Origin of the sequence: Clostridium sp. 7_2_43FAA (genome assembly GCF_000158375.2) — a bacterium.
Lineage (GTDB): Bacteria > Bacillota > Clostridia > Clostridiales > Clostridiaceae > Clostridium > Clostridium tertium.
In genome coordinates this window covers 191,461-216,152 of record NZ_JH815222.1, presented here as the reverse complement: position 1 = coordinate 216,152, position 24,692 = coordinate 191,461, and the positions used below count along the sequence as shown (strand labels likewise).

Below are 24,692 nucleotides of genomic sequence, written 5' to 3'. Positions count from 1 at the left end.
TCTTCAATTTTGACAAATATAAAAATTACTCGCCTTATAGTCTTAATAATTTCATTAATTACTTGCAAAATATAAAAGCCACTCCAAACTTTAAAATCTAGGAGTAGCTTTCTACTAAATCTAATTTTCTTTTATTTTATTTTTTATATTATTAAGATATTTTTCAATCTCTATATTTTCTCCTGATCCCTGTGCCAATATTTTGCTTCCTCCACCTTTTCCATTTATCTCTTTAATAGATTCCTTTAATAGTTTCCCCATATTAACTTGTTCCAAATCTTTAGAGCATGAAAATAATATATTGGTTTTATTATTATTATTATTTATAGTAGCAAATAAGCAAATAATATTACTTCTATCACCTATTTTATTAGCTAATTTTCTTATATAATCAATGCTTCTTTCATTAAATATCTTTGTTATGATTGTCAAATCATTTTCTTTACTTGAATTAGAAAGTATATTTTCTATTTCATAGTTTATAAGCTCTTCTTCTAACTTTCTTTTCTCGTTACTTAAAGCATCTATATTACTTTTTAAGTTTTTTATACTATTTAATGCTTCTTCTTCATTGCTACTTAAATAATTACATATGTCTTTTAGCATTTTATCTTTATATAAAGAATCTTTTACTGCCCTTTCTCCTGATAAAAACTCTATTCTAGTATTATTTTTATTCTTTTCATACTTTTTAATCTTAATTAGCTTCAAATCTAATGTTCTCTTTGGATGAACTCCACAACATGCATTTATATCCAAATCTCCAATTTTAACAACTCTTATTTCTTCCTCAGTATTTGGTAAATCTCTCCTTAAATTCATATTTTCTAGTTCTTTTTCAGTAGGTACAAAACTCTCTACTAAAATATTTTCTCTTATTATATAATTTGCCATCTTCTCAGCTTTTCTTATTTTCTCTTCAGTTAAATTCCCAATAATATCTACTGTGCTAATATCTTTTCCTAAATGTATACTTACTGTGTTACAATTAAAAAGCTTAAAAAAACATCCTGATAATACGTGTTGAGCTAAATGCTGATGCATTCCATCTTCTCTTCTGTCCCAATCTATTTTACCCTTAACAATAGTTGAATCTGATATATCCTGAGAAACAACATGATATATCTCCCTATTTTCTTCATATACATCTAATACATTTATCCCATTCAATTCACCAATGTCACAGCATTGACCTCCTCCGCCTGGGAAAAATGCTGTTTTATCTAATGCTATATGAAATTTATCATCTATTTTTTTTACATATATAATTTTTGCTTCAAATTCTTTTAAATATTGATCTATATAATATAATTTTTCCATATTTTTCACCTATTAATAATCTTCCTCAACCATTACATATATTTCTTTTGATATATTTGCTATCATTTCATATGCCTCATTACCCCAATCTAAAAGATATCTCTCATCCTCGCTTCCATTTTCATAAGGCTCATCACTTAAATCACCTATGTCCTTTGTCAATACTACTATTATATAAGGATCTTTAGCATATATAATTCCACAGTCATGGGCATATCTATAATAATCTCCTATCTTATGAGCAACTATGTCATAAGGTAAGTATTTATCTAATCTATCATGAAATACAGTTTCTTTCATATATTCTATAAGCTTTTCATAATAAGGGTTATTATCTGGATTTTCATATAGCCTTTCTAATACCTTATATAGCTGCCTTGCTGTAATATAATTCTCATAAGGAATACTATCATCTTCCGTTATATCTCTTAAATAGTCCGTTAATGATATTTTACTTATTCTATGAAGCATATTTTTAGTAATATTATCCGACTCAACTATAGATAAATAAATAGCTTCTTCAACAGTTATATTGGGAATTTCCTGTAAATAATATAAAACTCCACTTCCACCTTCACTATCTAACTTTTCATAATAAATAGTATCTTCTAAAGATATTGCTCCTTCAAAAACTTGATCTAAAATCATCATACATAAAGGTATCTTTGTTGTACTTGCTGCTATATAATATTTATCTGGATTTAATATATATTCATCATCTGTATTTAGACTTTTATAGTATATAGACATATTATCCTTATAATCTCCTGCTATTTCATCTACCTTTTTATCTATTATACTATTTGTTTTAGCATTACTTTTTTCAATCTCTTTGACTTCCTCTTTTTGGGCACACCCTTGAAAAGATAATATAAGCACAACAATTAATAAGATATATACTTTTTTCATTTATATCTCCTGCTTCAAAGCATTTTATTTTAGTTATATTTTTATAATTATTATACCATAGATGAATCTTTATAATTCTAAATACAAAAGAAAAGAGTAAGTAAAAAATTATTTTTTACTCACTCTTTACAGTCTATATTTTATATCCTACTTACTTTCTAGAAAGTTGGAATTACTGATCCATTATACTTCTCTTCAATGAATTTCTTAACTTTATCTGATGTTAAAGCATTAGTTAAAGCCTTAATTTTTTCACTATCCTCATTTCCTTTTTTCACCGCTAATACATTATGATATTTTTTAGAAGCTTCTTTAGTAGCATCTTCTAAATATAAAGCATTTTCAGCTGGATTTAATCCTGCTTCAAGTGCATAGTTTCCATTAATAACAGCAATACCCACTTCTTCTAAAACCCTTGGTAATTGAGCTGCTTCAAGCTCTTCAAATTTAAGATTCTTAGGATTTTCTGTAATATCCTTTGGTGTAACTAATTCCCCTTCTTTTAATTTTATTAATCCTGCACCCTCTAGTACTCTTAAAGCTCTTGCTTCATTTGATGGATCATTTGGCACTGCAACTGTTGCTCCTTCTTTTAATTCATCTAAGCTTTTAATAGTTGAAGAATAAACTCCTAGTGGCTCTAAATGAATACCTTTTGTATAAGTTAAGTCTAAGCCTTTTCCTTCATTAGTTTCATCTAAATATGCAACTGTTTGAAAATAATTTGCATCTAGCTCTCCTTCTGCTAGAGATGTGTTAGGTGTTACATAATCTGTAAACTCTACTATTTTAACTGTATATCCTTCTGCTTCAAGATCAGGCTTTATTTCTTCTACTATTTCCTTATGAGGAACTGGAGTAACACCTATTGTTATTGTTTTATCTTCACCCTTTGATCCTGTTTCAGCTTCCTTATTTGTATTTCCACAACCTATTAAGCTTATTGCTAAAGCCCCTGTTAATAATAATGATAAAATTGATTTTCTTTTCATTTCTTTAACCCCCTCGAAATAATTGATAATGCATAATTGACAATTGATAATTTAGGATATAACTCTTTCAGAGTTCTTTTAGTTAAATGTCTTTCATACATTTATCTTCTATATTTTAATTTAATTTTTGTATACTTTATTTTGATAGTTTTTTATATAGATAATTTCCTAGTGACTGTAACGCTTGTACGATTATTATTAGAATTATTACTGTGACAATCATAACATCTGTTTGATATCTTTGATAACCATATCTTATTGCTACATCACCAAGACCACCACCCCCTACTGTTCCAGCCATAGCTGAATATCCTATTATACTTATTATGGTTAATGTTAATCCTGATATTATTGAAGGCACTGCTTCTTTTAACATAACTTTAAAAATTATTTGTGTATTAGATGCCCCAAATGATTTGGCAGCTTCCACAACTCCTGGATCTACTTCTTTTAAAGATGATTCTATTATTCTTGCTACAAAAGGCGCTGCTGCTATTGTTAAAGGAACTATAGCTGCTGGTGTGCCAATTGATTTTCCTACTATTAACTTTGTAAATGGTATTATTGCTACCATTAAAATCAAAAATGGAAACCCTCTTAATATATTAATTATTGTATCTAAAACTCTGTATATAATTTTGTTAGGATTTAATCCATTTGGAGCTGTAACTACTAATATAATTGCTGGTATAAATCCTAATATAAGCGAAAATAATGTTGAGAAAAAAACCATGGCAATTGTTTTATTAAACGCTGGTATTAATATTTCTGACATTAATTAAGCACCTCCAATACCACATTTTTACTTTCTAAATATTCTATTACTTTTTCTTTATCCTTTACCTCTACATTTATTACTAAATTTCCAAGTACATCCTCTCTAAATTTCTCTAATTTGCCCCAAACTATTGAAAAATCTACATTTAACTCTCTAGCCATTTTTGTAATAATAGCATTTTCTGATGATGTACTTGGGAAAAATAGTTTTATGTTAATCCCTGTTGTTGGTAGTAGCTCATCATCTTGATCCCCTAAAAATTTCTTAAGGGAAAGTCCTGGTTTTAAGAATAAGTCTTCTGAATTGCCTTCTGCTTTTAAAATGCCCCCTTCTATTAATGCAACTTTTTCACAAACCTCTTTAACTACTTCCATTTGGTGGGTAACAATAACAATTGTTATACCTAATTCTTTATTTATCTTTGATAAAAGTGCTAATATATCTTTTGTTATTTTAGGATCTAAAGCTGATGTAGCTTCATCACAAAGTAAAATTTTAGGTTCTAATGCTAAAGCCCTTGCTATTGCTACTCTTTGCTTTTGTCCACCACTTAAGCTTGATGGTTTTACATCTGCTTTTTCTGAAAGGCCTACTAAGTTTAAAAGCTCAGTAACTCTTTCTTTTATTTTCTCTTTTTTAAATTTCTTGTAACTATATAACTTTACTCCTTTTTCTTTATTTTCAAGCTTATATTCTTTATACTCTTCTTCATATCCCCATACTTCCAATGGTAATGCTATATTTTCAGATACTGTTTTTCTACTTAATAAATTGAATCCTTGGAATATCATTCCTAACTTTTTTCTAAATTCCCTAAGCTCATATCCACTTAAATTTTTCACTTCTCTTCCCATCACTGTAATTGATCCATCTTCATAGTCTTCTAAACCATTTATGCATCTAAGTAATGTAGATTTTCCTGCTCCACTATGTCCTATAATTCCGTATATTTCTCCTTCTTCTATCCTAAGTGAAACTCCCTTTATAACTTCAACATCATTAAATCTTTTACTTAAGTTATTAATTTTAATCACAAGCCATTCCCCCTTTTAAGAAACTAAAGCAAAATAAAAAACGCACTGGAGAATAAATCTCTAGTGCGCGTAAATTCACATTATTAATTTATTCTCTCATCTATCAGCTAAAAAGCTGCAGGATTTAGCACCAAACTTAATAAGAATAAAATTTTGTCTAATACAAATTAGACTTATCATTTAATCCTATTACAGGTTGCTGGGTTTCACAGGGCCAGTCCCTCCACCACTCTTGATAAGAAACGTAATCAAATTATTTAATTTTTCTATTGATATTAATATACATTTATTGGATTAGATTGTCAACCCAATAATTTAAATTTTATGTATTTATTTTTATAAAAACTTAAACATTATAACATCCTTTTCTATGTTAATAAGCTCTGCATCTGTGTTTAACTCAATAAAGTTAATAATATTTTCCATTGTAGAATCTACCTGAGAACTACTTGAACATATTGATGAAATAGCAATTACTATACTTTGATGAATATCTTGATCTTCTACTTCATTTACCGAAATATTAAATTTATTTTTTAACTTTTGAATTATACTTTTAACTACCATCCTCTTTTCTTTTAAAGAATGTACCCAGCTTGCTCTTAGTTTTATACTCATTACTAGAACTTTCATCTTAAACCACCTACACTACAATTTTTAGATATTATATATCTTAACATTATTATGAATAAAGCTCATAGAGAATATTCTCTATGAGCTTTATTTATAATTTTTATAGGGGATTATTTTAATAACCTAACCAAATTTATTTTATTCTGCCATATAATTTTGTTAAATCATAAATTTCTTTTGCTAGTTTATCATCAAAAGCTTCTGATGAAGCTCTCCATACCCAATTACCACCTAAAGTAGAAGGCATATTCATTCTTGCATCATTACCTAATCCCAAGAAATCTTGCATAGTTGTTATGGCTAAGTAAGCTGGACTTCCCCAAACGCCTCTTATTAATCCTCTTGAAATTCCTTCTTCATAAGTTAAATTTAAATACCTCTTTGCTTTTTCTATTTCTTTCTTGCTTCCTGTAACATTATACCATCCACAAACAGTATCATTATCATGAGTTCCTGTATAGGCTACACAATTAACTGGGTAATTATGAGGTAAATCTCTGCTATCTCCCTCTCCAAATCCAAACTGCAATATTTTCATTCCTGGGAAACCTGTTGTATCTCTAAGTTCTATAACTTCGTCAGTCATCATCCCTAAATCCTCTGCTATTATATTAACATCCCCAAGTTTATCTTTTATTGCATTGAATAACTTTATTCCAGGTCCCTTTGTCCACTGTCCAAATTCTGCAGTCTTATTTCCATAAGGTATCTCCCAATATGCTTCAAATCCTCTAAAGTGATCTATTCTTACTACATCATATAGCTTAAAGCTTTCCCTAACTCTATCTATCCACCAACTATAGCCATCCTTATATAAGTTATCCCAATTATATATAGGATTTCCCCAAAGCTGACCTGTTGCTGAAAATGTGTCTGGCGGACATCCTGCTACTGTTATTGGCACCATATTCTCATCAACATTAAAGTATTCAGGATTACTCCATATATCTGCACTATCTTCTGCTACATAAATTGGAATATCTCCTATTATTTCAATTCCATTATCATTAGCATATTTTTTTAAACTATACCATTGCTTAAAGAACATATATTGAACAAATATCCAAAAATCAATTTCATTCTTCAATAATGTTTTATAAGAATCTATAGCTTCTTTTTTTCTAAGTCTTATATCATCATCCCAATTTTGCCAACTAACTAAATTAAAATGATTCTTAACTGCCATATATAAAGCATAGTCTTCTAACCAAAAATTATTTTCTTCTATAAATTTATTTATTTCTTTATCATATTTATTTTTAGAATTTTCATGCGCAATTCTTAATACCTTATTTTTATTTATAAATAATTTTGCATAATCTACACAATTTTCATCTAATCCATAATCTAAAGTTGAATAATCTTCTTTAGCTAATAAGCTATCTTTTTCTAACAATTCAAAATCTATAAAATATGGATTACCGGCAAATGCTGAAAAGCATTGATATGGTGAATCTCCGTAACTAGTTTGCCCTAAAGGTAGTATTTGCCAATACCTTTGTCCGCTCTTTTTTAAAAAATCTACAAAGGCAAACGCTTCCATTCCAAATGTACCTATTCCATACTTACCTGGTAATGATGAAATATGCATCAATATGCCACTACTTCTTTTCATAAATTTTACCTCATTTCTCATAAAACCTATTTCTATATTATAATTATTATTCTTATTCTATTTTGAAAGTTACTTATAATAAATTATTAATTTATTATATTAATACATAAGAGAGTTTTATTTATATTCCTGAGAGCTGTTAACAATTTATTTTAAATCTATATTGTTTATAATCTATTCATGATAGAAATAATTCATACTATCATGAATAGATTGATTTTTATTTGCTTATTTCAAAATTTGTTGATTCTCTTTCTACTAGTTCTGTATTAAGAATAACGTGCTTATTATCAGTTTTATTAGCTATTAAATCCAATAATAAATCTACACTTATCTTTGCCATTTCTACTTTAGGTTGTATAATTGTTGTAATTGTAGGGCTGTAAAACTCACTAATATCCATACCATCAAATCCAATTACAGCAACATCTTTTCCTACTTCTAACCCATTATCCTTTATGGCCTTTGCACATCCTACAGCCATTATATCTGATATAGCAAATATAGCTGTAATATCTTTATACTTCTTCAGTAGCTTATCTGTTTCTTCATATGCTCCTCTATAATCATAATGTCCTAGAATTTTATAATTTTTATTAAACTCAATATTATTTTCATTTAATGCCTTTATATAACCTGCTTCTCTTAGATATCCAATTCCAAAGTCATTTTCATCTCCTAGCATTATAGCTATATTTTTATGACCGCAATTTATTAAATATTGTGTAGCTGAATAAGCAGATTTTTCGTTATCTATAGACACTGATGAAAAATTTGAAAACTCTTTCCCATATTTATGATTTATTGAAGTCAATACAACTGGTACATCTATAGCATTAAAATCATCATTTTTTACGTCAGTAAAGTTTCCTCCTAAGCAAATTACACCCTGTAACCTCTTTTCCTTTATCATGGATATTAAATTATTCATTTCATCATCACTTAAGTAATCATGGTGCTCTAGAATCATAGAATATCCTGCTTTAGAAATTCTTTTACTTATTGAGTCTAACATTTCTGAGAAGAATGGATTAAAAACCCCTTTTATTAATACACCTATATTATTTGTATTATTTTTTTTAAGATTTCTAGCACTATTATTAGGTATATAATTATTTTCTCTTATTACCTCTAACACTCTTTCTCTAGTTTGCTCTTTTACATCTGGATGATTATTTATAACTCTTGAAACTGTACTAACACCTACCCCAGCAATTCTTGCAATATCTCTTATGTTTATCATAACTCCCTCCAAGTTTCGACAAATTATTCGGTATCGTTTCCATTAATTTCTACATTAATTATATCATAAGATTTAATTCAAGGGTAAAATCATTATTCTTTCACTGATCCGGAAACTAATCCACCTGCTATATATTTTTGTAAAAGTGAAAATATAACTACAATTGGTGTAGCTGCCATTACTGCTGCTGCTGAATACATAGTCCAGTTTGCAGAAAATTGATCCTTAATAAATTTTTGTAATCCAGTTACAAGTGTTTGTACATCTGCATTCTTTAATATTGCTGAAGTAAACATAAATTCACTATAAGCTCCTATAAATGCAAATAGGAATATAACTATTAACATATTTCTTAGTAAAGGTAATATTATTACTGAAAATACCTTCCAAGTTGATGCTCCATCTATATAAGCTGCTTCAACCAATTCATCTGGAATACCATCTACTGCTCCTTTTAAAAGCCAGATATTATATGCACTTCCACCAGCTAATATTAATATTAATACCAATGGCTTATTAGTTAAATTATATGTGAAAACTATACCCATTATTGCTGGTAAAGCCATAGCAGCTGGGAACATTTGAAGAATTAATAAACTCATAAGTCCATTTTTTCTTCCCCAAAATCTTAGCTTAGAAAATGCAAAGGCTGCTGGAACTGATAATACTAATTGAAGAACTGCAACACTTGTACAAATAATCAATGAATTTTTTATCCATAATAAAAAGTTAGTCTTTTCAAATACCTTTCTATAGTTCTCTAAAGTCCATTCTGTTGGAAAGAATGATGTCTGAGTAAATGCATTTCCTTTTGCCATTGATGCAGAAATTACAGCTACTATAGGAAATAATGTTATTAATATCATTATCCATATAAATACTCTTCCAAACCAAGCTGTCCTTACTTCATCAGGTCTTAATTTCTTTTTATATACTATATTTTCTTTTTTTCTTGAAATACTTTTTAAATTTACCTCTGTTTGCATATTAATCAACCTCCTCAAATTGGCCAGATGCCTTCATTTGTGCAAATGAAATTGTTGCAATTATTATAAATATTATTATGCTAAGAGCAGAAGCAATCTCAAATCTTCCAAATTGCATTGAAAGTTTATAATTTACTGATGCTAATATATCTGTATATCCTGCAAACTGAGTATTTAACCTTGGAGGATTACCACCTGTAATTAAATAAGCTGATCCAAAGTTATTAAAGTTAAATGCAAATGATGATATTATAAGTGGATAAGCTGTTTTAGCTATTGAAGGTAAAGTAATATTCGTAAATTGTTTCCACTTAGTTGCTCCATCCACCATTGCTGCTTCATAGTAAACTTCAGGTATTGCAGCTAATGAACCTAAGCAAACATTCATCATATAAGGGAATCCTAGCCATATATTAACCATTAAAATACTCATTCTTGCCAAGTTAGGATCTGTTAACCACTTTATAGGCTCTTGAATTAAGTGTAATTGCATTAATAAATTATTTATTTGTCCATAACTACCATTAAATAAACCTTGAAATGATAGGATTGCAACTGATGCTGGTAGTGCCCAAGGAAGTATTAATATTCCTTTGTAAAATCCTCTTTCTTTAATGTTAGGATTATTTAAAACTAATGCTATTACTAATCCTAATATAAAGCATCCAAGTGTTGATATTATTGCAAAAATTAAAGTCCATGCAAATACAGGTAAAAATGTTTCCTTAAAAGGGCCTGCTAAAACTTCTATAAAATTAGAAAAACCTACGAAATTAATTTCACCCTTTGAAAACTGAGTATAATCAGTAAAAGCATAGTATACTGTTGATATTACTGGAAATAGTGTAAATATACATATTGAAATAAGTGCTGGTGCTAAGAAATAGTAAGCTTTACGACTTTTACTCTTCATGCCCATTTAAAATCCCCCTTTATTTTATATAGAGATAGGTAAAAACCTATCTCTATTTAGCTAAATATTATTTTATTTGTTTAATACCTTCTTTTACTTGATTTACTATATTTTCTCCAGCTGTTTTAGCATCTATTTGACCTGAAGTTAATAACTTTAAGTTATTTGCTGCTGGTTCCCACATAGCTTGAACTTCTACTATATTTGGCATTGGCATAGCAACTTTTGCTTGTTCCATAAATGCTTTAGTATATTCATCATCAATTACGTAATCTTTAGCTACAGGAATTCTACTACCAGTTTTATATACTATATCTTGTCCCTTATTAACGAACTCTTCCATAAGCTTCCAAGCTGTATCTTTATTCTTTGAATTTTCATTAACAAATGCAGTTTGAACACCTAAAAATGTTTGTGGAGCTTTACCATTTAAAGTTGGCATTGGAACTACTCCAAAGTTTAATCCAGCTTCTTTAGCACCTGAAACATCCCATGGACCTGAGAAATAGAATCCAGATTTACCTGATGTAAAATCACCCTTAGCTATATCTCCAGTAATATCTGCTGCCATTAATTTATCTTTATTAACTAAATCTGAAATAAATTGAAGTCCTGCTACTGAACCTTCATTTCCAAGGCCTATATCATTAGGATCTAATGTACCATCATTATTTTTATAAACATATCCGCCACCAGCTGATAAGAATGCATATGAGAAGAAGAAATCATTAATGTTATATTCAAATCCAACTTCCTTTGCCATTGCAACTAAATCTTCCATAGTCTTTGGAACTTCTTTAACCTTATCTTTATTATAGAACATTCCTGTTGTTTCTTGAGCAAATGGAACTGCATAAATTTTTCCACCTATAGTAACTGCATCAACAATTCCTTGAGAAGTATATTTATCGGCTGACACCATTCCTGATGGAACCTCAGCAACTACTCCTGCTTTTTGGAATGTTCCTAAGTTATCATGTGGAACTCCTAATACAAGGTCTGGACCATTATCACTTTGACAAGCTTGAATCATTTCTTGGAACTTTCCTTGGTCTTCAACAACGTTTATTTCAACGTTATTTTCTTCTCCCCAAGCTTTCGCTACCTTCTCGAATTCTTGAACTTCATTAGTAGTAAAGTGTGACCAAACTGTTAAAGTTTTCTTTTCTCCATCAGTAGTACCACTATTTTCACCCTTTCCACCACAACCAACTAGAGAAGTTGTAGCAATTACACCAGCAATTAAAACTGCTAATAGTTTTGAACGTTTTACCATAATAAATTCCTCCCAAAATCTAATTTTAGATCTTTATATTTATAAACCCTTTAGGTTTATTAACTAATTAATGTTATTGTTTACAGGTAACCTTACCGGTACCGATTCCATTTAATTTTACAATTTGCTTTTATATCCTGATTCTTTCCACAATAAAAATAAAATTTTAAATTCTACTGCATCATTGAAATTAGATATATCATAATTTACTATTTTCTTTATTTTATCTATTCTATAAAATAAAGTATTTCTATGAATATACAGCTTATCTGCAGATTCACTTATTTTTAAACCTTCACTAAAGAATATTTCTATAGTCTTTATAAGATCATCATCTAATTTAGAAAATATATCATTATATTTCTTATATACCCTACTAATTTCTTTTTCTTCTGCATTTTTTATCATTTTTTCTAAGAGCAAAGAGTTTTCAGTATATATTTTTGATGGCAAATCATATTTTAAGCAAATTTCCAAGTTTGCTTTAAGATACTCAAATTTTTCTTTTAATTCATTGTACTCATCAATTTTACAATAGCTTATATAACATTTTTCTGCTATATTCTTTTTCATTCCTAGAAGAAGTTCTTTAATACTCTCATTACTGATATCATTTTTACTTATTATAAGAATATATTCGTCTTGAATAACTATTATACTTTCATCTTGTAAGTACTTTTTTTCTATTAACTTTATAGCTTTAGAATGTTTGTCCTTCAAATAAATAAGTATTAATTTAAAAGGCTTGTCTTTTATTACTTCTTTAAGAATGTCATTAGAAAATTCTTTTCCTTTTATTATATCTGTTATTATTTCCTCCTTTGACTTTACTGCATTGCTTAACTCTTGTTCTAGGCAATATTTTAATAGACTAATGCAGTTACTATAATTTTCGTATGTTTCTAGCAGTAACTCCTCTGCTGGCATTCTTAAAATACTACTTACAATTTTCGAATTATTTCCTTGTAAGAAATTAGCTATTACAGATCCATCCTTTTCACTTATCTTGAAGGGAATTTGAATTTCTTCACTTATTTTTTGAAAAGAGTTTTTTAACCCATACATAAGCTTCCCCCATCACAAAACAATTTTATATTTTCTAAATCTTTGTGAAACAGGTAACGTTTCCAGAAAACAATAAAACGTTTCTTATTTATTATTTACCTTTATCTTAATTTGATTATACTCTTGCAATCGTTTTTATTCAATAGTATATTAACACAATTACAAATATATTTTTTGTGAACTTTTACAAAGAATTCTTCCTAAGCCTTGTATTTTAATATAAAAAGCTAACTAAAAAAATTACTATTTTTTAGTTAGCTTTTTATTTTATTTCATTTTTTTCATGGATTTTTTTATGTCACTCATCATATTTTTCATACTTTCCTTAGCATTTTCACCCATGTCTTCAACTTTATCAGCTAATTCTGATATTTCTTCAGCTATCTCCTGAGTCATTTTTCCTGACTTTACTTGTTTATATAGTCTCTTTATTTTATTTTCTATTTCTTCCATAACCATAATCTATACCTCCTAAATGAATATATTATTATATTTTGCTTTAAAGTTAAATTTATACTCATACGGAGAATTTAATTATTCTAACCCCATTGATTCTTCTTTTCTTTCTTTTATAAATGTTGCTATTGCAGGTATAACTGAAATTATTATAATTGCAATAACTATGATTGAAAAATTACTTTTTACTATTGGCAGGTTTCCTAAAGCAAACCCTCCTACTAAAAATAATAATACCCATAAAGCCCCACCAATTAAATTATACTTTATAAAACTTCTGTAATTCATCTTAGTTATTCCAGCAACAAATGGAGCAAATGTTCTTATTATAGGTATAAATCTTGATGAAACTATTGTTATAGCTCCATGTTTCTCGTAATAATTATTTGCCTTTATTAAATAATTTTTATTTATAAATTTAACCTTTTCCTTTTCCTTTTCCATTACTCCACCTCCAATTTTCTTACCTATGTAATAATTAGCAGTATCACCTAATACGGCTGCTATATAAAATATGATAAATAAACTCATTACATTCATTGCACCTATTGCTGCAAGTGCTCCTGATGCAAATATTATTGAGTCTCCAGGTAGAAATGGAGTTACAACTAATCCAGTTTCAAGAAATATTATTATAAATAATACTGCATATATCCATATTCCATAATTAGCTGTTATTACACTTAAATATTTATCTAAATATAGTATTATATCTATAAATTTTAATATTAAGTTCATATTATTACCCTCTCTCTTATTTTTATCACAGTATAATTATATTATTTATAATAAATATATATATTACATAATTATTAATAAATAAAAAAGCTATCACATTTATGATAGCTTTTTACATTTACTATTTTCTATAATTTTAATAGTCATCAAACTGCATACAACACCTAATGATATTCCTCCAATTATATCTGATGGATAATGTACAAATAAATATAATCTTGAAAATGCAACAAGTGCTGCAAAAAAATAAAATAAGTATTTCCAGTTCTTTATGTAATATCCAAGTACCACAGCTGCTGCAAATGAAGATGCAGTATGTCCTGACGGAAATGAATATGATAATGGTGCCTTAATTATTATTTCTATATCTGGAAAAGTAGTAAATGCCCTTGGCCTTTGTATAATATTTTTTATAAATACTTCTCCTATAAGGCTTGTTACAGCTAAGGCAATTAACATTGTAAATCCAATTTTCCTATATTTTTTACTTATTAATAAAATTATACCTATTATTATCCATATGAATCCTCTATTACCTAGATTAGTTATAAATATCATTATAGAATCCATCAAAGGGCTAGAAAAATATTCTCTAATAAATCTCAATATACTTATATCAATTAAATTTATATACTCCCACATGTTTCCCCCATTATTACTTAAAATTGTTACTTACCATCTATCAAATTTTCTTCTACGCTTTTTCTTTCCATGTTCTTTTTATTTTCTTCTCTTAACCTACTTTTTTCATTCTTAATTAGAACAATGTCTTGTATCTCATTAGTAGAGTAATACAACATATATTCATTACTATATGATTGTTCATCTGCTCTTATTCCTTCATTATAGATCTTTTTTATAGCTTCTACAACTCTAGTATCACCTTTAAATCCATTTACATCATATCCTTCAACAAAACTCCATACAGCAATTTGAGTTGCAAAATATGCTTCTTCTTCTGAATAAAGCTTTAATTCACTATAACTTTTGCTTGGATAGCCTGAAGCTAGTATTCCTGCTAGTTGCTTTGTTGCATATCCATTTTCCTTGAATACTTCACCTTTTGGATATGACTTATCGATCTCCAAACAATATCCTATTTGATTTGTTTCTACTTCTCTTATCATTTTTGATTTAATATTAAAATTTTCATATTCAACTTCACCTACGTAGTAATTATCAGTTGTTATTTTAACTTCATTATCAAGCTTAATAGCCCAATAGCTATAGCTCCAATTACATAATATTAAAGTTAACCCAATAATAATAATTACATTCTTACATTTACTTTTCATTTTATCCCTCCTACTAGTTGTATCAATACTATTTTTATCAATTTAAAGCTAAATATACTAACTGAAGGGATACTTATTAACTCTTATTTTATTAATAATTACTATATTATATACCTATTTCCTTTTTTATTTACGTAAAAATAATTAAGGTAGCATCAATTTTTTCTAATGCTACCTTAACATATATTTTATATGAATATTTAATTCTTTTTGAATGTCTTACTCATTTCTATAAGTTCTATTGCTATATCTTTTATAGTTTCTGCACTTATTAGCTGATCTTCAGCATGCATAATTATTAAAGAAAACTCAAGTTTTTCACCATTTGCTTCCTTATGAATCAATCCAGAATGTGCATGATGCCCCTCTAATAAAAACCCTTTAGCCTCTTCTATTTTCTTTTCTGCTTCATTACAATTATTATTTCTAGCTTCTCTTATTGCTTCCATAGCTAAAGATTTAGCCATTCCTACATTACTTATAATTTCAAATGCAACTAATTCTAGTTCATCCATTTCTTATTCTCCTAACTGTTACATAGTTTCTGTAGTTGCTATTTCATCTTCGTGCATCTTTATAGCGGCTTTATTTGATGCTATTACAAATGGAGCATAAATTAATACACTGACTGCTAAACAAACAAATCCTACTACAAGGCCCATCCATACTCCACCAGTTCCTATAAACGGAATAAGTGGTCCTGGAGTAGTCCAAACAGCTCCATAAGCTATAGGTGGAATAATCTTAAGCACTATTGCACCATATCCAATAAGGACATTTACTACAGGTACTAATAAGAACGGTATTATATATATTGGATTTAAAACTATTGGTAAACCAAATATTACTGATTCATTAATATTGAATAATCCAGGTCCTATAGATAGTTTAGCAATGTCTCTTTGATCCTTTGCTTTAGAGAATATGAATATTGCTATAAGTAATCCAAGTGTCATACCTGAACCACCATAATTAGCAAAAGCATCAGTTAAAACCCAAGTTGTTGGGTATGGTGCACCCCATGCTGTTCCATTAGCTTGTGCAAAAGCTAAGTTAGCGGCATTTGGTTCAGCAAACATAGTTTCTCTCACTGCCGCAATTGTGTTAGGTCCATGAATCCCCATTATCCATAATAAATTTGATACTAAAACCATTATTACTACTGAGAAAATGTTATCTCCAAGTTTAGTTAATGGCGCCTGCAATACATTATAAATCATAGTATGAATCCCACCACCATTAGTAACTTTACCTAATATAAAGTTAAGAATTGAGAAACCAACTGTTACTATTATTATTGGTAATAATATCTTAAATGTTCTAGACACTGCTGGAGGTACTTGTTCTGGCATCTTAATTTCAAGCTTAGGAGACTTAGAAAGTCTTGATAAAAATTCACCTACTAATAATCCGACTATTATTGCAACGAATAAACCTTGAGGTCCCATATATTGCATTGTAATATTTCCATCTACTGCTGATGGATACATTATAAAGAATACTGACACTGAAGTGAGTCCAGTTAATAAGTCATCTGCACCTAAAGATCTTGCAAGATTCCTTGCTATTAAAAATGCTATAAAGATTGCTAAAATGTTTAAAGATCCATTTAATACAGGTGCAAATATTGCTTGATAGTCTGCTAAATTAGGAATTAAATCTCCTAAGTGAATAAGTTTAGCTACAAATCCATCTGGATGAAGTAAAACATTATTTATTAATACCATTAATGAACCTGCCATTGTTAATGGGAAGGTTAATATAAATGCATCCCTAATTGCAACAATATGTCTTTGTGCATTTAACTTTGTTGCAATTGGAACAAGTATTTTTTCCATGCTGTTTTCTAATTTTGTCATAACGCTCATTGTTTTTCCCCCTTATATTTTTTTATTTATTAAACCTCTTGCTAAATTCCAAGAGTTTTTAATACTTGATCTAATATTGCTTTTCCATTCATTGTTCCATATAATCTCATATCTATAACTTCTACAGGTATTCTCCCCTTAACTAAGGCATCTACTTGTGGTTTTTGGAATCTTACTTGTGGTCCAAGTAACACTATGTCAACTTTATCAATAACGCTTGAGCATTCTGAAACTGGTAAAGCATCAATATTAATTTCTATTCCTTTCTCCTTTGCTGCTGCCTTCATCTTATTTACTAAAAGACTTGTAGACATCCCCGCTGCACAAACTAACAAAATATTTTTCATAATAATTCCTCCTTAAATTTATTTGAATATAATTTTATATTTCTTCTTCGAACCTTTACTATTTATTAAAACCTATACATTTAAAGATCTTCTCCATTAGTAGCTATAACATTTTTATACCAATAGAAACTTTTCTTTTTTATACGCCTTAAATCTTTTTCATCATTTTCATTTCTATCTACATAAACAAATCCATATCTCTTTTGATAACCATTAAGCCAGCTTAGCAAATCTGTAAATGACCATGTACAATATCCTAGTAACTCCACTCCATCTGTTATAGACTCTTTGCAAGCTAAAATATGATTTCTTATAAAGTCTATTCTATAGTCATCATTTATGATATCGTTATTCTCAAGCTTATCAAATTCACCTAAACCATTTTCAGTTACTAATATTGGTAACCTATATCTACTGTTTATTCTTCTTATTCCTATCCTAAGTCCTGTATGATCAATTTCCCAATCCCAATTTGTTCTTTCTAGATGAGGATTCTTTATAGTTTTAAAGTTTCCTGGAATACCATAATCTTTAGATGTTCCCTTTTTACCAGATGTATTTATTTCTTCAAAATTACTTACTCCATTTATGGAATTTGCTTCTACAGTTTCACTCCTATAATAATTTATCCCTATAAAATCAGGTTTCCCTCTTTCTAAAAGTTCTAAATCTCCATCTTCAATTTCTGGAGCTACTCCTTCTTTCTCATACCTATTTAATGCAAAAGCTGGATAGTTTCCAAAGCAATATACATCTAGCCACCAGTGACAATTCATATCTTCAGCATTTTCTCTTGCTAAAACATCTTCTGGTTTACATGTATAAGCATAATTAGGAGTAAATGCAAAGCTTGGACCAATCATTCCATTAGATACATATTGCCTAAAAGATTCTATTGCCTTTGCATTTGCTAAGCTTGCAATATGATTTGCTTTAAGCATCCTTTTATCATCTTGTACCTTTGGTGGATGTATTCCTATCTTATATCCTAAAAGTATAAATACATTTTGCTCATTTAGAGTTATCCAATATTTAACCCTATCTCCGTATCTTTTATAAAGAGTTATGCAATAATTATTAAAATCATCTATTATTTCTCTAGATTCCCATCCTCCATACAGATCTTGAAGGTGTTGTGGCAAATCCCAGTGATATACTGTAATAATAGGTTTTATATCATTGGCGATAAGCTCATTTATAAGATTATCGTAAAACTCTAATCCTTTTTCATTTTCCTTACCTCTTCCTTCCGGATAAATCCTGCTCCATGATATTGAAAACCTATAGGCTTTTAACCCCATCTCCTTCATTAAAGCTACATCCTCTTTGTATCTCTTATAATGATCTACAGCAACCTTTCCATTAGTTCCTTTATAAGTTGTTCCTGGCAATTCAGTGAAGGTATCCCAAATACTTAATCCCTTTCCATCAATATTATAAGCACCTTCAACTTGATATGCTGCTGAAGCACTTCCCCATAAAAAATCCTCTTTAAATTTATCTAGCTTTTTATGAATCAAGATTCCCTCCTCCTTTTCTTGCTTGTTGATAATATTATATCTTACAAAGCACTCATTGTAATCATTTTCACAACTTAAAAAAACACACTTTAAGCTTATATAATTTGTTCCATAAATATAACAATTTGTTCCAAACAAAATGCATATTTAGCCGCTATTTTAGTGTTTTTATCTCTAAAATAAAGATTATTAAAATAACACCATATTTCTTTGGAATAAGCTATAAAACTCTCTCATAACCATAACTATCAATTATACCTATATAATTTTAGGTATAAAAATAAGGCAAGTTATATATTTTATAACTTACCTTACTCTAATTTCTAATCTACTATAAAGTAAAACATCTATCCTCTATAATTTCTATATAGTTTCCTACCTATAGTTTCAATAATATATAAAGCCGGAATTTGTGTAGTTATATCATGTTCTCCATTCTTTTCTTCTTGAACATAATAGCCAATATTTATATCACATATTTTTGCTAAAGTTGAATCTTCATTATTAGTAATACTTATAGCTTTACATCCTTTTCGTTTTAAATTATTTATATGCTCTATCACAGTTGGTGTTTCACCAGAAACAGAAAATGCAATAGCCACATAGTTTTCTGTGAATTTAATATTAATTGGATAAAATGGATCATCTATATATATAGCATTTCTCCCTATTGCAGAAATATACCTTGCAGCATACTTTGAAAGTACGCCAGAAAAACCTATTCCAACAAATATTATTGTATTAGCTTTATCTAATACATCACAAACTTTATCTATCTTATCTCTATAATCTTTAGTTTGTGCTTTCTTAAAAAAATCAATTATCATTGATGTATTATCAGTTAAATGCTTTTCTTTACCTTCTTCTATATACATCTTAAATTTTAATTTAAATTCTGAAAACCCTTCACAGTCTAACTTTTTACAAAACCTTAAAATTGTAGTTGTAGATACATGAGCTTCGTTTGCTAATTCTCTTATTCTCATGTAAATTACTTTTTCACTATTTTTCATTATATAATTATATAATGATAACTCTAACTCATTTAAATTTTGTATTTTATTATAGCTAAACATTACTCATCTCCTTTTATAGAAATAACCTTTTTAATTATTTCTTATATACTATAATATAAATTGAATATGTACATTATTTTGTGATTAAAATAATGTACATATAATTAATTATTTGCAAAAGGCTGAAATCTATATATTTAAGACTTCAGCCATGTAATAAATATAGTATATTTTTTTATACTTAAATATCTTTTCCTCTGGTTTCTATTATGTTTTTATACCAATAAAAAGAAGCTTTTTTCTTTCTATTCAGATTATTTTTATGGTCTACATATATAAATCCATATTGCTTTTTGTATCCATTCAACCAGCTTAGTAAATCAATAACTGACCATGCATAATATCCCTTTAAATTTATTCCTTCTTTAATAGCATTTTTTACAGCTCTTAAATGTGTTTCAATAAATTTAATTCTAGGTATATCAACAACTTCATTATCTATAATAGGATCTTCATCTCCTAGTCCATTTTCTGTTATATATATTTTCACGTCTCCATATCTTTCCTTAAGCATCCTTAGTCCATCTAAAAATGCTTCAGGAGATATCTCCCATCCCCATTTCGTATATTCTTTGTCATTCATTTTAACAGTTCTATAAAAACCATCAAATGAAGGGTTTCCTGGTGCTCCTGTTGAATTTTCTCTGTTTCTTTCAACTTCTTCATCTATATTATTTTTCATAACCCTTTGAGGTTGATAATAATTAAGTCCTATAAAATCATTTTTATCTGCAGCATTCTTAATTATTTCAAGCTCTTCCTCAGTCCAATCAATTTTAACACCATGCTTAGTAATTATATCTACAACATATTTAGGATATTCACCTTTTAATATTGGATCATAAAACCAATGCATATCTATTTCATTTGCATGTTTAGCTGCCAATATATTTTCCTCTTTATCATCTATACTAAAGGCTGGAGAAAATACATGGGTGATTCCAATTTCACCATATTGTTTTAACTTTTTATATAACTCAACTGATTTTGCATGAGCTAAAAATACATTGTGGGTAGCTTGGAAATACTTATTTAAGTCTCCAACTATAGCTGGTGGGTGTGCCCCTGCCAAATATCCTAATCCACAAAATACTACTGTTTCATTAAATGTAATCCAATGCTTAACTCTATCACCAAATGCTTTATAACAAACTTCTGAGTAATTTAAAAATGCATCTATAGTTTCTTTATTAGTCCACCCACCCTTTTCCTCTAGAACTTGTGGTAAATCCCAGTGATATAAAGTCACAAATGGAACTATTCCATATTTTAAACATTCATTTATTATATTATTATAAAATTCTATTCCTTTTTGATTTATTTCTCCTACTCCATTTGGTAATATTCTAGGCCATGAAATTGAAAATCTATATGACTCTAATCCCATTTCTGCCATTAATTTTATATCCTCTTTATATCTATGATAGTGATCGATTGCAATATCACCATTAGTGCCTTCAAAAGTTTTTCCTGGAATCTTAGAAAATACGTCCCAATTTGAAAGACCTTTTCCATCTTCGTTCCATGCTCCTTCTACTTGATATGATGCAGATGCTGCTCCAAATAAAAAATCCTTTGCAAACTTCATTTATTTTTTCCTCCTATTTATAAAAATAAGCTTAATTTCATTTCAGTATGTTATTTTACGTGAATTGTATAATAAAGACTTACTCCATATTTTGATTTTGTTTTAAATTCTGATTTTAAATATGATTCTAACTCCTTAGCAGTTAAACCTGTTTCCGCTGAATAAACTATTTTTATTCTATTGCTATCATCAAACACTGTAAGCTTAACCTTATCATCCTCAAAGTTATCGAAGAATTCTCTTATAAATTTCATTTGAACTCCATTTATTTCTACCTTATACATATCTTATCCCCCTACATTAATTCTCTTAAAACTAACTTTAATATAATTTTACAATATTTTTTTAGATAAAGCCTATTTTTATAAATTAATAAAACAAATATCGCTTTTTATAATTTGTTTTATTCTTGTAACATATTGTTATTTTATTATACCAATATTTTTTATAAAAATATATTCTTAATTTTCCGAAAATTCTTGTGATTATATCCATAAATCATTACTTATTGAATATTGAGGGAAATAATAATGTTAAAGGAGAGATTAATTTCATTTTTATCTCTCCTTTCAATTTATTTTTTAATTAATAATATTTTTCTTAATTATCGATTTTGCTACAAGATTCTCTTACAATTAATTCCACAGGTACTACCTTATTAATTTTTAGCTTTTCCTTTTTATTTATTTGCTCAACTAATATATCTACAGCTGCCCTGCCAATCTCATCACAATTTTGCCTTACTGTAGTTAACTTTGGAGTAACATATTTAGCTAATTCTATGTCATCAAATCCAATAACAGAGATATCTTCTGGAACCCTTAGCCCAGCTTCCTTTATAGCCTCTATTGCTCCAAGAGCTATTTTATCTGATGATGATAAAACTGCTGTTGGTCTATCATCTAACTTTAGTAGTTTTTTCATAGCATCATACCCCCCACTAAAATCAAAGTTAACTCCATCTGCAAGATATCCATCTGGTATTTCCAAATTAAACTCTTTCATAGATTCTATATAAGCTTTTTTTCTTACAGTACTTGGCCAATTATCTATCTTCGAAGTACCATATATATGAGCAATTTTTCTATGCCCTAAGTCATATAGATATTTTATAGCAGCTTTACACCCAGTTACATTATCTGATGTAACTGTTGATGTATGCTCATTAATCATATCTATTATTACAATTGGAAAATCACTATTTACAAGAGAAATTGTTTCCTTATCATTTGGATCAGTACAAATAATTGCTATTCCATCAACACACTTGTATCTGAAGTATTCTAAAAATGTGTCATTTTTAAGCCTATCATTCTTAGAACCAAAAAGTAATGAATAACCATACTTATCCGATTGTTTTTTAAATGCTTCTATTACATTAGAAAAGAAAGAATGACTTAGTCCAACTCCAAGATCTTCAAAATACACAATTCCTAATGTCCATGTTTTCTTAGTAGTTAATCCCTGTGCCTGAGAATTAGGTAGGAAATTTTGTTCTTCTAATATATCTTTTATTTTTTTTCTTGTTTTATCACTTACATCAGGATAATTATTTATAACTTTTGATACTGTAGTCGGAGAAACTCCAGCAAGTTTTGCTATTTCATAAATTGTAATCAAATTTATACATCCTTTCTACTTAAGTTCCTTAATCGTAGTAATTATTCTTCTATTTTGTATCTACATTAAATTATTCTAATAAAGTATATATTGAATTTGCTCTTAAGTTAATATTAACAACTTCTCCATCTATATCCAGTGTTATTTTTTTATCTTCACTATTTTCATTCATAATAACTATACATAAATTATCTTTTTCATCTATACAACTCAAAGCATATATTTTTTCATTATCAACTTCACTTAATACTCTTATAGAATCCTTCTTTATAAATTTACTAAAATGAGATATATAGTAAAATGAATTATTATATATTACTTTATTTTTCCTTAAATCTACAATTATAGGTGCATCACATAGATTTCCAACATGATTTGGTCCACCAGTCTCATCCAACACTATATTCCAATCTATCCATGCTTCAACATAATTATTTAAATCTCCAATTATATTTCTACCATATCTTTCCCCAGTATTCCAATCACCTAGATGTACTCCACCTTCTTGGCATCCCTCTGTAAATATTATATGTTTATCTGGAAAAGCCTCATGAACTTTAGATAAATTTTCAAAATCCTCTGAAACATACCAATGAATTCCCGTTCCCCATACATATTTATTTGCTTCTTTATCCTCTAATACTGTCTTTGCTCTATCGTAAACTAAATCTCTATTATGATCCCATATTATTATTTTTTTATGACTTAAATTATTTTTCTCAAAGGTTGGTCCTAAATAATCTTTTACAAAATCTCTCTCTTCTTCTGCAGAGTATAAACATGAATCCCATACTTGTTTAGCTGCCGGTTCATTTTGAACTGTAACTCCCCAAATATCAAATCCCTTTTTCCTCATCTCCTCTATATACTTAACATAATAGTCAGCCCATAATTGTTTATATTTATTACTTATCTTTCCACCATTATTCATTTCATTATTTGTCTTCATATAACTCGGAGGACTCCAAGGACTTGCTAATATATTCAATTGATCTTTTTTTATATCTTTAACTTCTCTAACTAATGGTAAAACATATTTCTCAGCTCTATCTAATGTAAAACTTTCTAATGTCTCATCATTTTCTTCTACGTAACTATAATTTTCTAATGCAAAATCACAACTATTAATATGAACTCTAGCAAAATTGTAGCCTATTCCTTTTTCACAATCAAAATATGCTTCTAATATGTCTTTTCTTTTCTCATCCTCTATTTTAGAAAGTACATATGCGCTAGATTCTGTCAATGCTCCACCAAATCCAAGTATTTTTTGAAATCTTTTTTTTGTATCAACTTTAACTTTACAATTTATTTCGCCAGCTTCATCTACGATTACTTCTCTTAAATCATACCTGTTTAATCTATCATCTGTATTCTTACAAGTAATGTATACATTATAACTTCTCATACTCTCACTCTC

The 24,692-nt window shown here is 28.4% G+C and carries 25 protein-coding genes and 1 riboswitch; all 25 genes read right to left on the bottom strand.

Annotated features, from left to right (window positions below; all coding sequences use genetic code 11):
- Window positions 1–120: 120 nt before the first annotated feature.
- The 25 genes from CSBG_RS02605 to CSBG_RS02485 all read right to left on the bottom strand — a co-directional run bounded on the left by CSBG_RS02605 (window position 121) and on the right by CSBG_RS02485 (window position 24,680).
- Entirely contained in the window at window positions 121–1,320 is a 1,200-nt protein-coding gene (locus CSBG_RS02605) for a DHHA1 domain-containing protein (RefSeq protein ID WP_008676808.1), read from the bottom strand.
- 12 nt (window positions 1,321–1,332) lie between these two features.
- Complete coding sequence (locus tag CSBG_RS02600; RefSeq protein ID WP_008676807.1) at window positions 1,333–2,229, bottom strand: serine hydrolase; 897 nt, start codon at window positions 2,227–2,229, stop codon at window positions 1,333–1,335.
- 158 nt (window positions 2,230–2,387) lie between these two features.
- A complete protein-coding gene (locus CSBG_RS02595) occupies window positions 2,388–3,221 on the bottom strand; it encodes a MetQ/NlpA family ABC transporter substrate-binding protein (protein WP_008676805.1) in 834 nt (277 codons plus the stop codon).
- 136 nt (window positions 3,222–3,357) lie between these two features.
- The gene (locus tag CSBG_RS02590; RefSeq protein ID WP_008676803.1) at window positions 3,358–3,996 is read right to left on the bottom strand and encodes a methionine ABC transporter permease; all 639 of its coding nucleotides are present in this window, start codon (window positions 3,994–3,996) and stop codon (window positions 3,358–3,360) included.
- Window positions 3,996–5,033 carry a methionine ABC transporter ATP-binding protein gene (locus CSBG_RS02585; protein WP_008676802.1) on the bottom strand — a complete coding sequence of 346 codons (1,038 nt, stop codon included), beginning with the start codon at window positions 5,031–5,033 and terminating at the stop codon, window positions 3,996–3,998. Before CSBG_RS02585 ends, CSBG_RS02590 begins: the two co-directional genes overlap by 1 nt.
- Window positions 5,034–5,126: 93 nt before the next feature.
- Window positions 5,127–5,275, bottom strand: a riboswitch (SAM riboswitch).
- Between the two features lie 94 nt (window positions 5,276–5,369).
- The gene (locus CSBG_RS02580) at window positions 5,370–5,666 is read right to left on the bottom strand and encodes a DUF503 domain-containing protein (protein WP_008676801.1); all 297 of its coding nucleotides are present in this window, start codon (window positions 5,664–5,666) and stop codon (window positions 5,370–5,372) included.
- Between the two features lie 133 nt (window positions 5,667–5,799).
- Window positions 5,800–7,281: a 4-alpha-glucanotransferase gene (gene malQ / locus CSBG_RS02575; RefSeq protein ID WP_008676799.1), complete on the bottom strand. Its 1,482-nt coding sequence runs from the start codon at window positions 7,279–7,281 to the stop codon at window positions 5,800–5,802.
- A 220-nt stretch (window positions 7,282–7,501) separates the two neighbouring features.
- Complete coding sequence (locus CSBG_RS02570) at window positions 7,502–8,521, bottom strand: LacI family DNA-binding transcriptional regulator (RefSeq protein ID WP_035285589.1); 1,020 nt, start codon at window positions 8,519–8,521, stop codon at window positions 7,502–7,504.
- A 95-nt stretch (window positions 8,522–8,616) separates the two neighbouring features.
- On the bottom strand, window positions 8,617–9,510 hold the full coding sequence (locus CSBG_RS02565) for an ABC transporter permease subunit (RefSeq protein ID WP_008676794.1): 894 nt from the start codon (window positions 9,508–9,510) through the stop codon (window positions 8,617–8,619).
- 1 nt (window position 9,511) lies between these two features.
- Window positions 9,512–10,429: a sugar ABC transporter permease gene (locus CSBG_RS02560; RefSeq protein WP_008676793.1), complete on the bottom strand. Its 918-nt coding sequence runs from the start codon at window positions 10,427–10,429 to the stop codon at window positions 9,512–9,514.
- Between the two features lie 61 nt (window positions 10,430–10,490).
- The gene (locus CSBG_RS02555; protein WP_008676791.1) at window positions 10,491–11,699 is read right to left on the bottom strand and encodes a maltose ABC transporter substrate-binding protein; all 1,209 of its coding nucleotides are present in this window, start codon (window positions 11,697–11,699) and stop codon (window positions 10,491–10,493) included.
- Between the two features lie 117 nt (window positions 11,700–11,816).
- On the bottom strand, window positions 11,817–12,764 hold the full coding sequence (locus CSBG_RS02550; protein ID WP_008676789.1) for a helix-turn-helix domain-containing protein: 948 nt from the start codon (window positions 12,762–12,764) through the stop codon (window positions 11,817–11,819).
- Between the two features lie 267 nt (window positions 12,765–13,031).
- Window positions 13,032–13,223: a hypothetical protein gene (locus CSBG_RS02545; protein ID WP_008676786.1), complete on the bottom strand. Its 192-nt coding sequence runs from the start codon at window positions 13,221–13,223 to the stop codon at window positions 13,032–13,034.
- A 75-nt stretch (window positions 13,224–13,298) separates the two neighbouring features.
- A complete protein-coding gene (locus CSBG_RS02540) occupies window positions 13,299–13,958 on the bottom strand; it encodes a VTT domain-containing protein (RefSeq protein ID WP_008676784.1) in 660 nt (219 codons plus the stop codon).
- Between the two features lie 99 nt (window positions 13,959–14,057).
- Window positions 14,058–14,600, bottom strand: coding sequence for a phosphatase PAP2 family protein (locus tag CSBG_RS02535; protein WP_008676782.1), 543 nt, complete (start codon window positions 14,598–14,600; stop codon window positions 14,058–14,060).
- Between the two features lie 26 nt (window positions 14,601–14,626).
- Window positions 14,627–15,253 carry a thioester domain-containing protein gene (locus tag CSBG_RS02530; protein ID WP_008676780.1) on the bottom strand — a complete coding sequence of 209 codons (627 nt, stop codon included), beginning with the start codon at window positions 15,251–15,253 and terminating at the stop codon, window positions 14,627–14,629.
- A gap of 200 nt (window positions 15,254–15,453) precedes the next feature.
- Window positions 15,454–15,768, bottom strand: a complete 315-nt coding sequence (locus CSBG_RS02525; protein ID WP_008676778.1) for a PTS lactose/cellobiose transporter subunit IIA — start codon at window positions 15,766–15,768, stop codon at window positions 15,454–15,456.
- 18 nt (window positions 15,769–15,786) lie between these two features.
- Window positions 15,787–17,121 carry a PTS sugar transporter subunit IIC gene (locus CSBG_RS02520; RefSeq protein WP_008676776.1) on the bottom strand — a complete coding sequence of 445 codons (1,335 nt, stop codon included), beginning with the start codon at window positions 17,119–17,121 and terminating at the stop codon, window positions 15,787–15,789.
- A 41-nt stretch (window positions 17,122–17,162) separates the two neighbouring features.
- Window positions 17,163–17,468 (bottom strand): PTS sugar transporter subunit IIB, encoded by a 306-nt coding sequence (locus CSBG_RS02515; protein ID WP_008676773.1) that lies wholly within the window; start codon window positions 17,466–17,468, stop codon window positions 17,163–17,165.
- An 80-nt stretch (window positions 17,469–17,548) separates the two neighbouring features.
- Window positions 17,549–18,988, bottom strand: coding sequence for a glycoside hydrolase family 1 protein (locus CSBG_RS02510; protein WP_035284942.1), 1,440 nt, complete (start codon window positions 18,986–18,988; stop codon window positions 17,549–17,551).
- Between the two features lie 347 nt (window positions 18,989–19,335).
- Complete coding sequence (locus CSBG_RS02505) at window positions 19,336–20,064, bottom strand: MurR/RpiR family transcriptional regulator (RefSeq protein WP_008676769.1); 729 nt, start codon at window positions 20,062–20,064, stop codon at window positions 19,336–19,338.
- A 181-nt stretch (window positions 20,065–20,245) separates the two neighbouring features.
- Window positions 20,246–21,652 (bottom strand): GH1 family beta-glucosidase, encoded by a 1,407-nt coding sequence (locus tag CSBG_RS02500; protein ID WP_008676767.1) that lies wholly within the window; start codon window positions 21,650–21,652, stop codon window positions 20,246–20,248.
- A 50-nt stretch (window positions 21,653–21,702) separates the two neighbouring features.
- The gene (locus tag CSBG_RS02495; protein WP_008676765.1) at window positions 21,703–21,936 is read right to left on the bottom strand and encodes a hypothetical protein; all 234 of its coding nucleotides are present in this window, start codon (window positions 21,934–21,936) and stop codon (window positions 21,703–21,705) included.
- 316 nt (window positions 21,937–22,252) lie between these two features.
- Window positions 22,253–23,272, bottom strand: a complete 1,020-nt coding sequence (locus CSBG_RS02490) for a LacI family DNA-binding transcriptional regulator (protein WP_008676763.1) — start codon at window positions 23,270–23,272, stop codon at window positions 22,253–22,255.
- Window positions 23,273–23,342: 70 nt separating this feature from the next.
- Complete coding sequence (locus CSBG_RS02485; protein WP_008676762.1) at window positions 23,343–24,680, bottom strand: glycoside hydrolase family 30 beta sandwich domain-containing protein; 1,338 nt, start codon at window positions 24,678–24,680, stop codon at window positions 23,343–23,345.
- Window positions 24,681–24,692 lie beyond the last annotated feature (12 nt).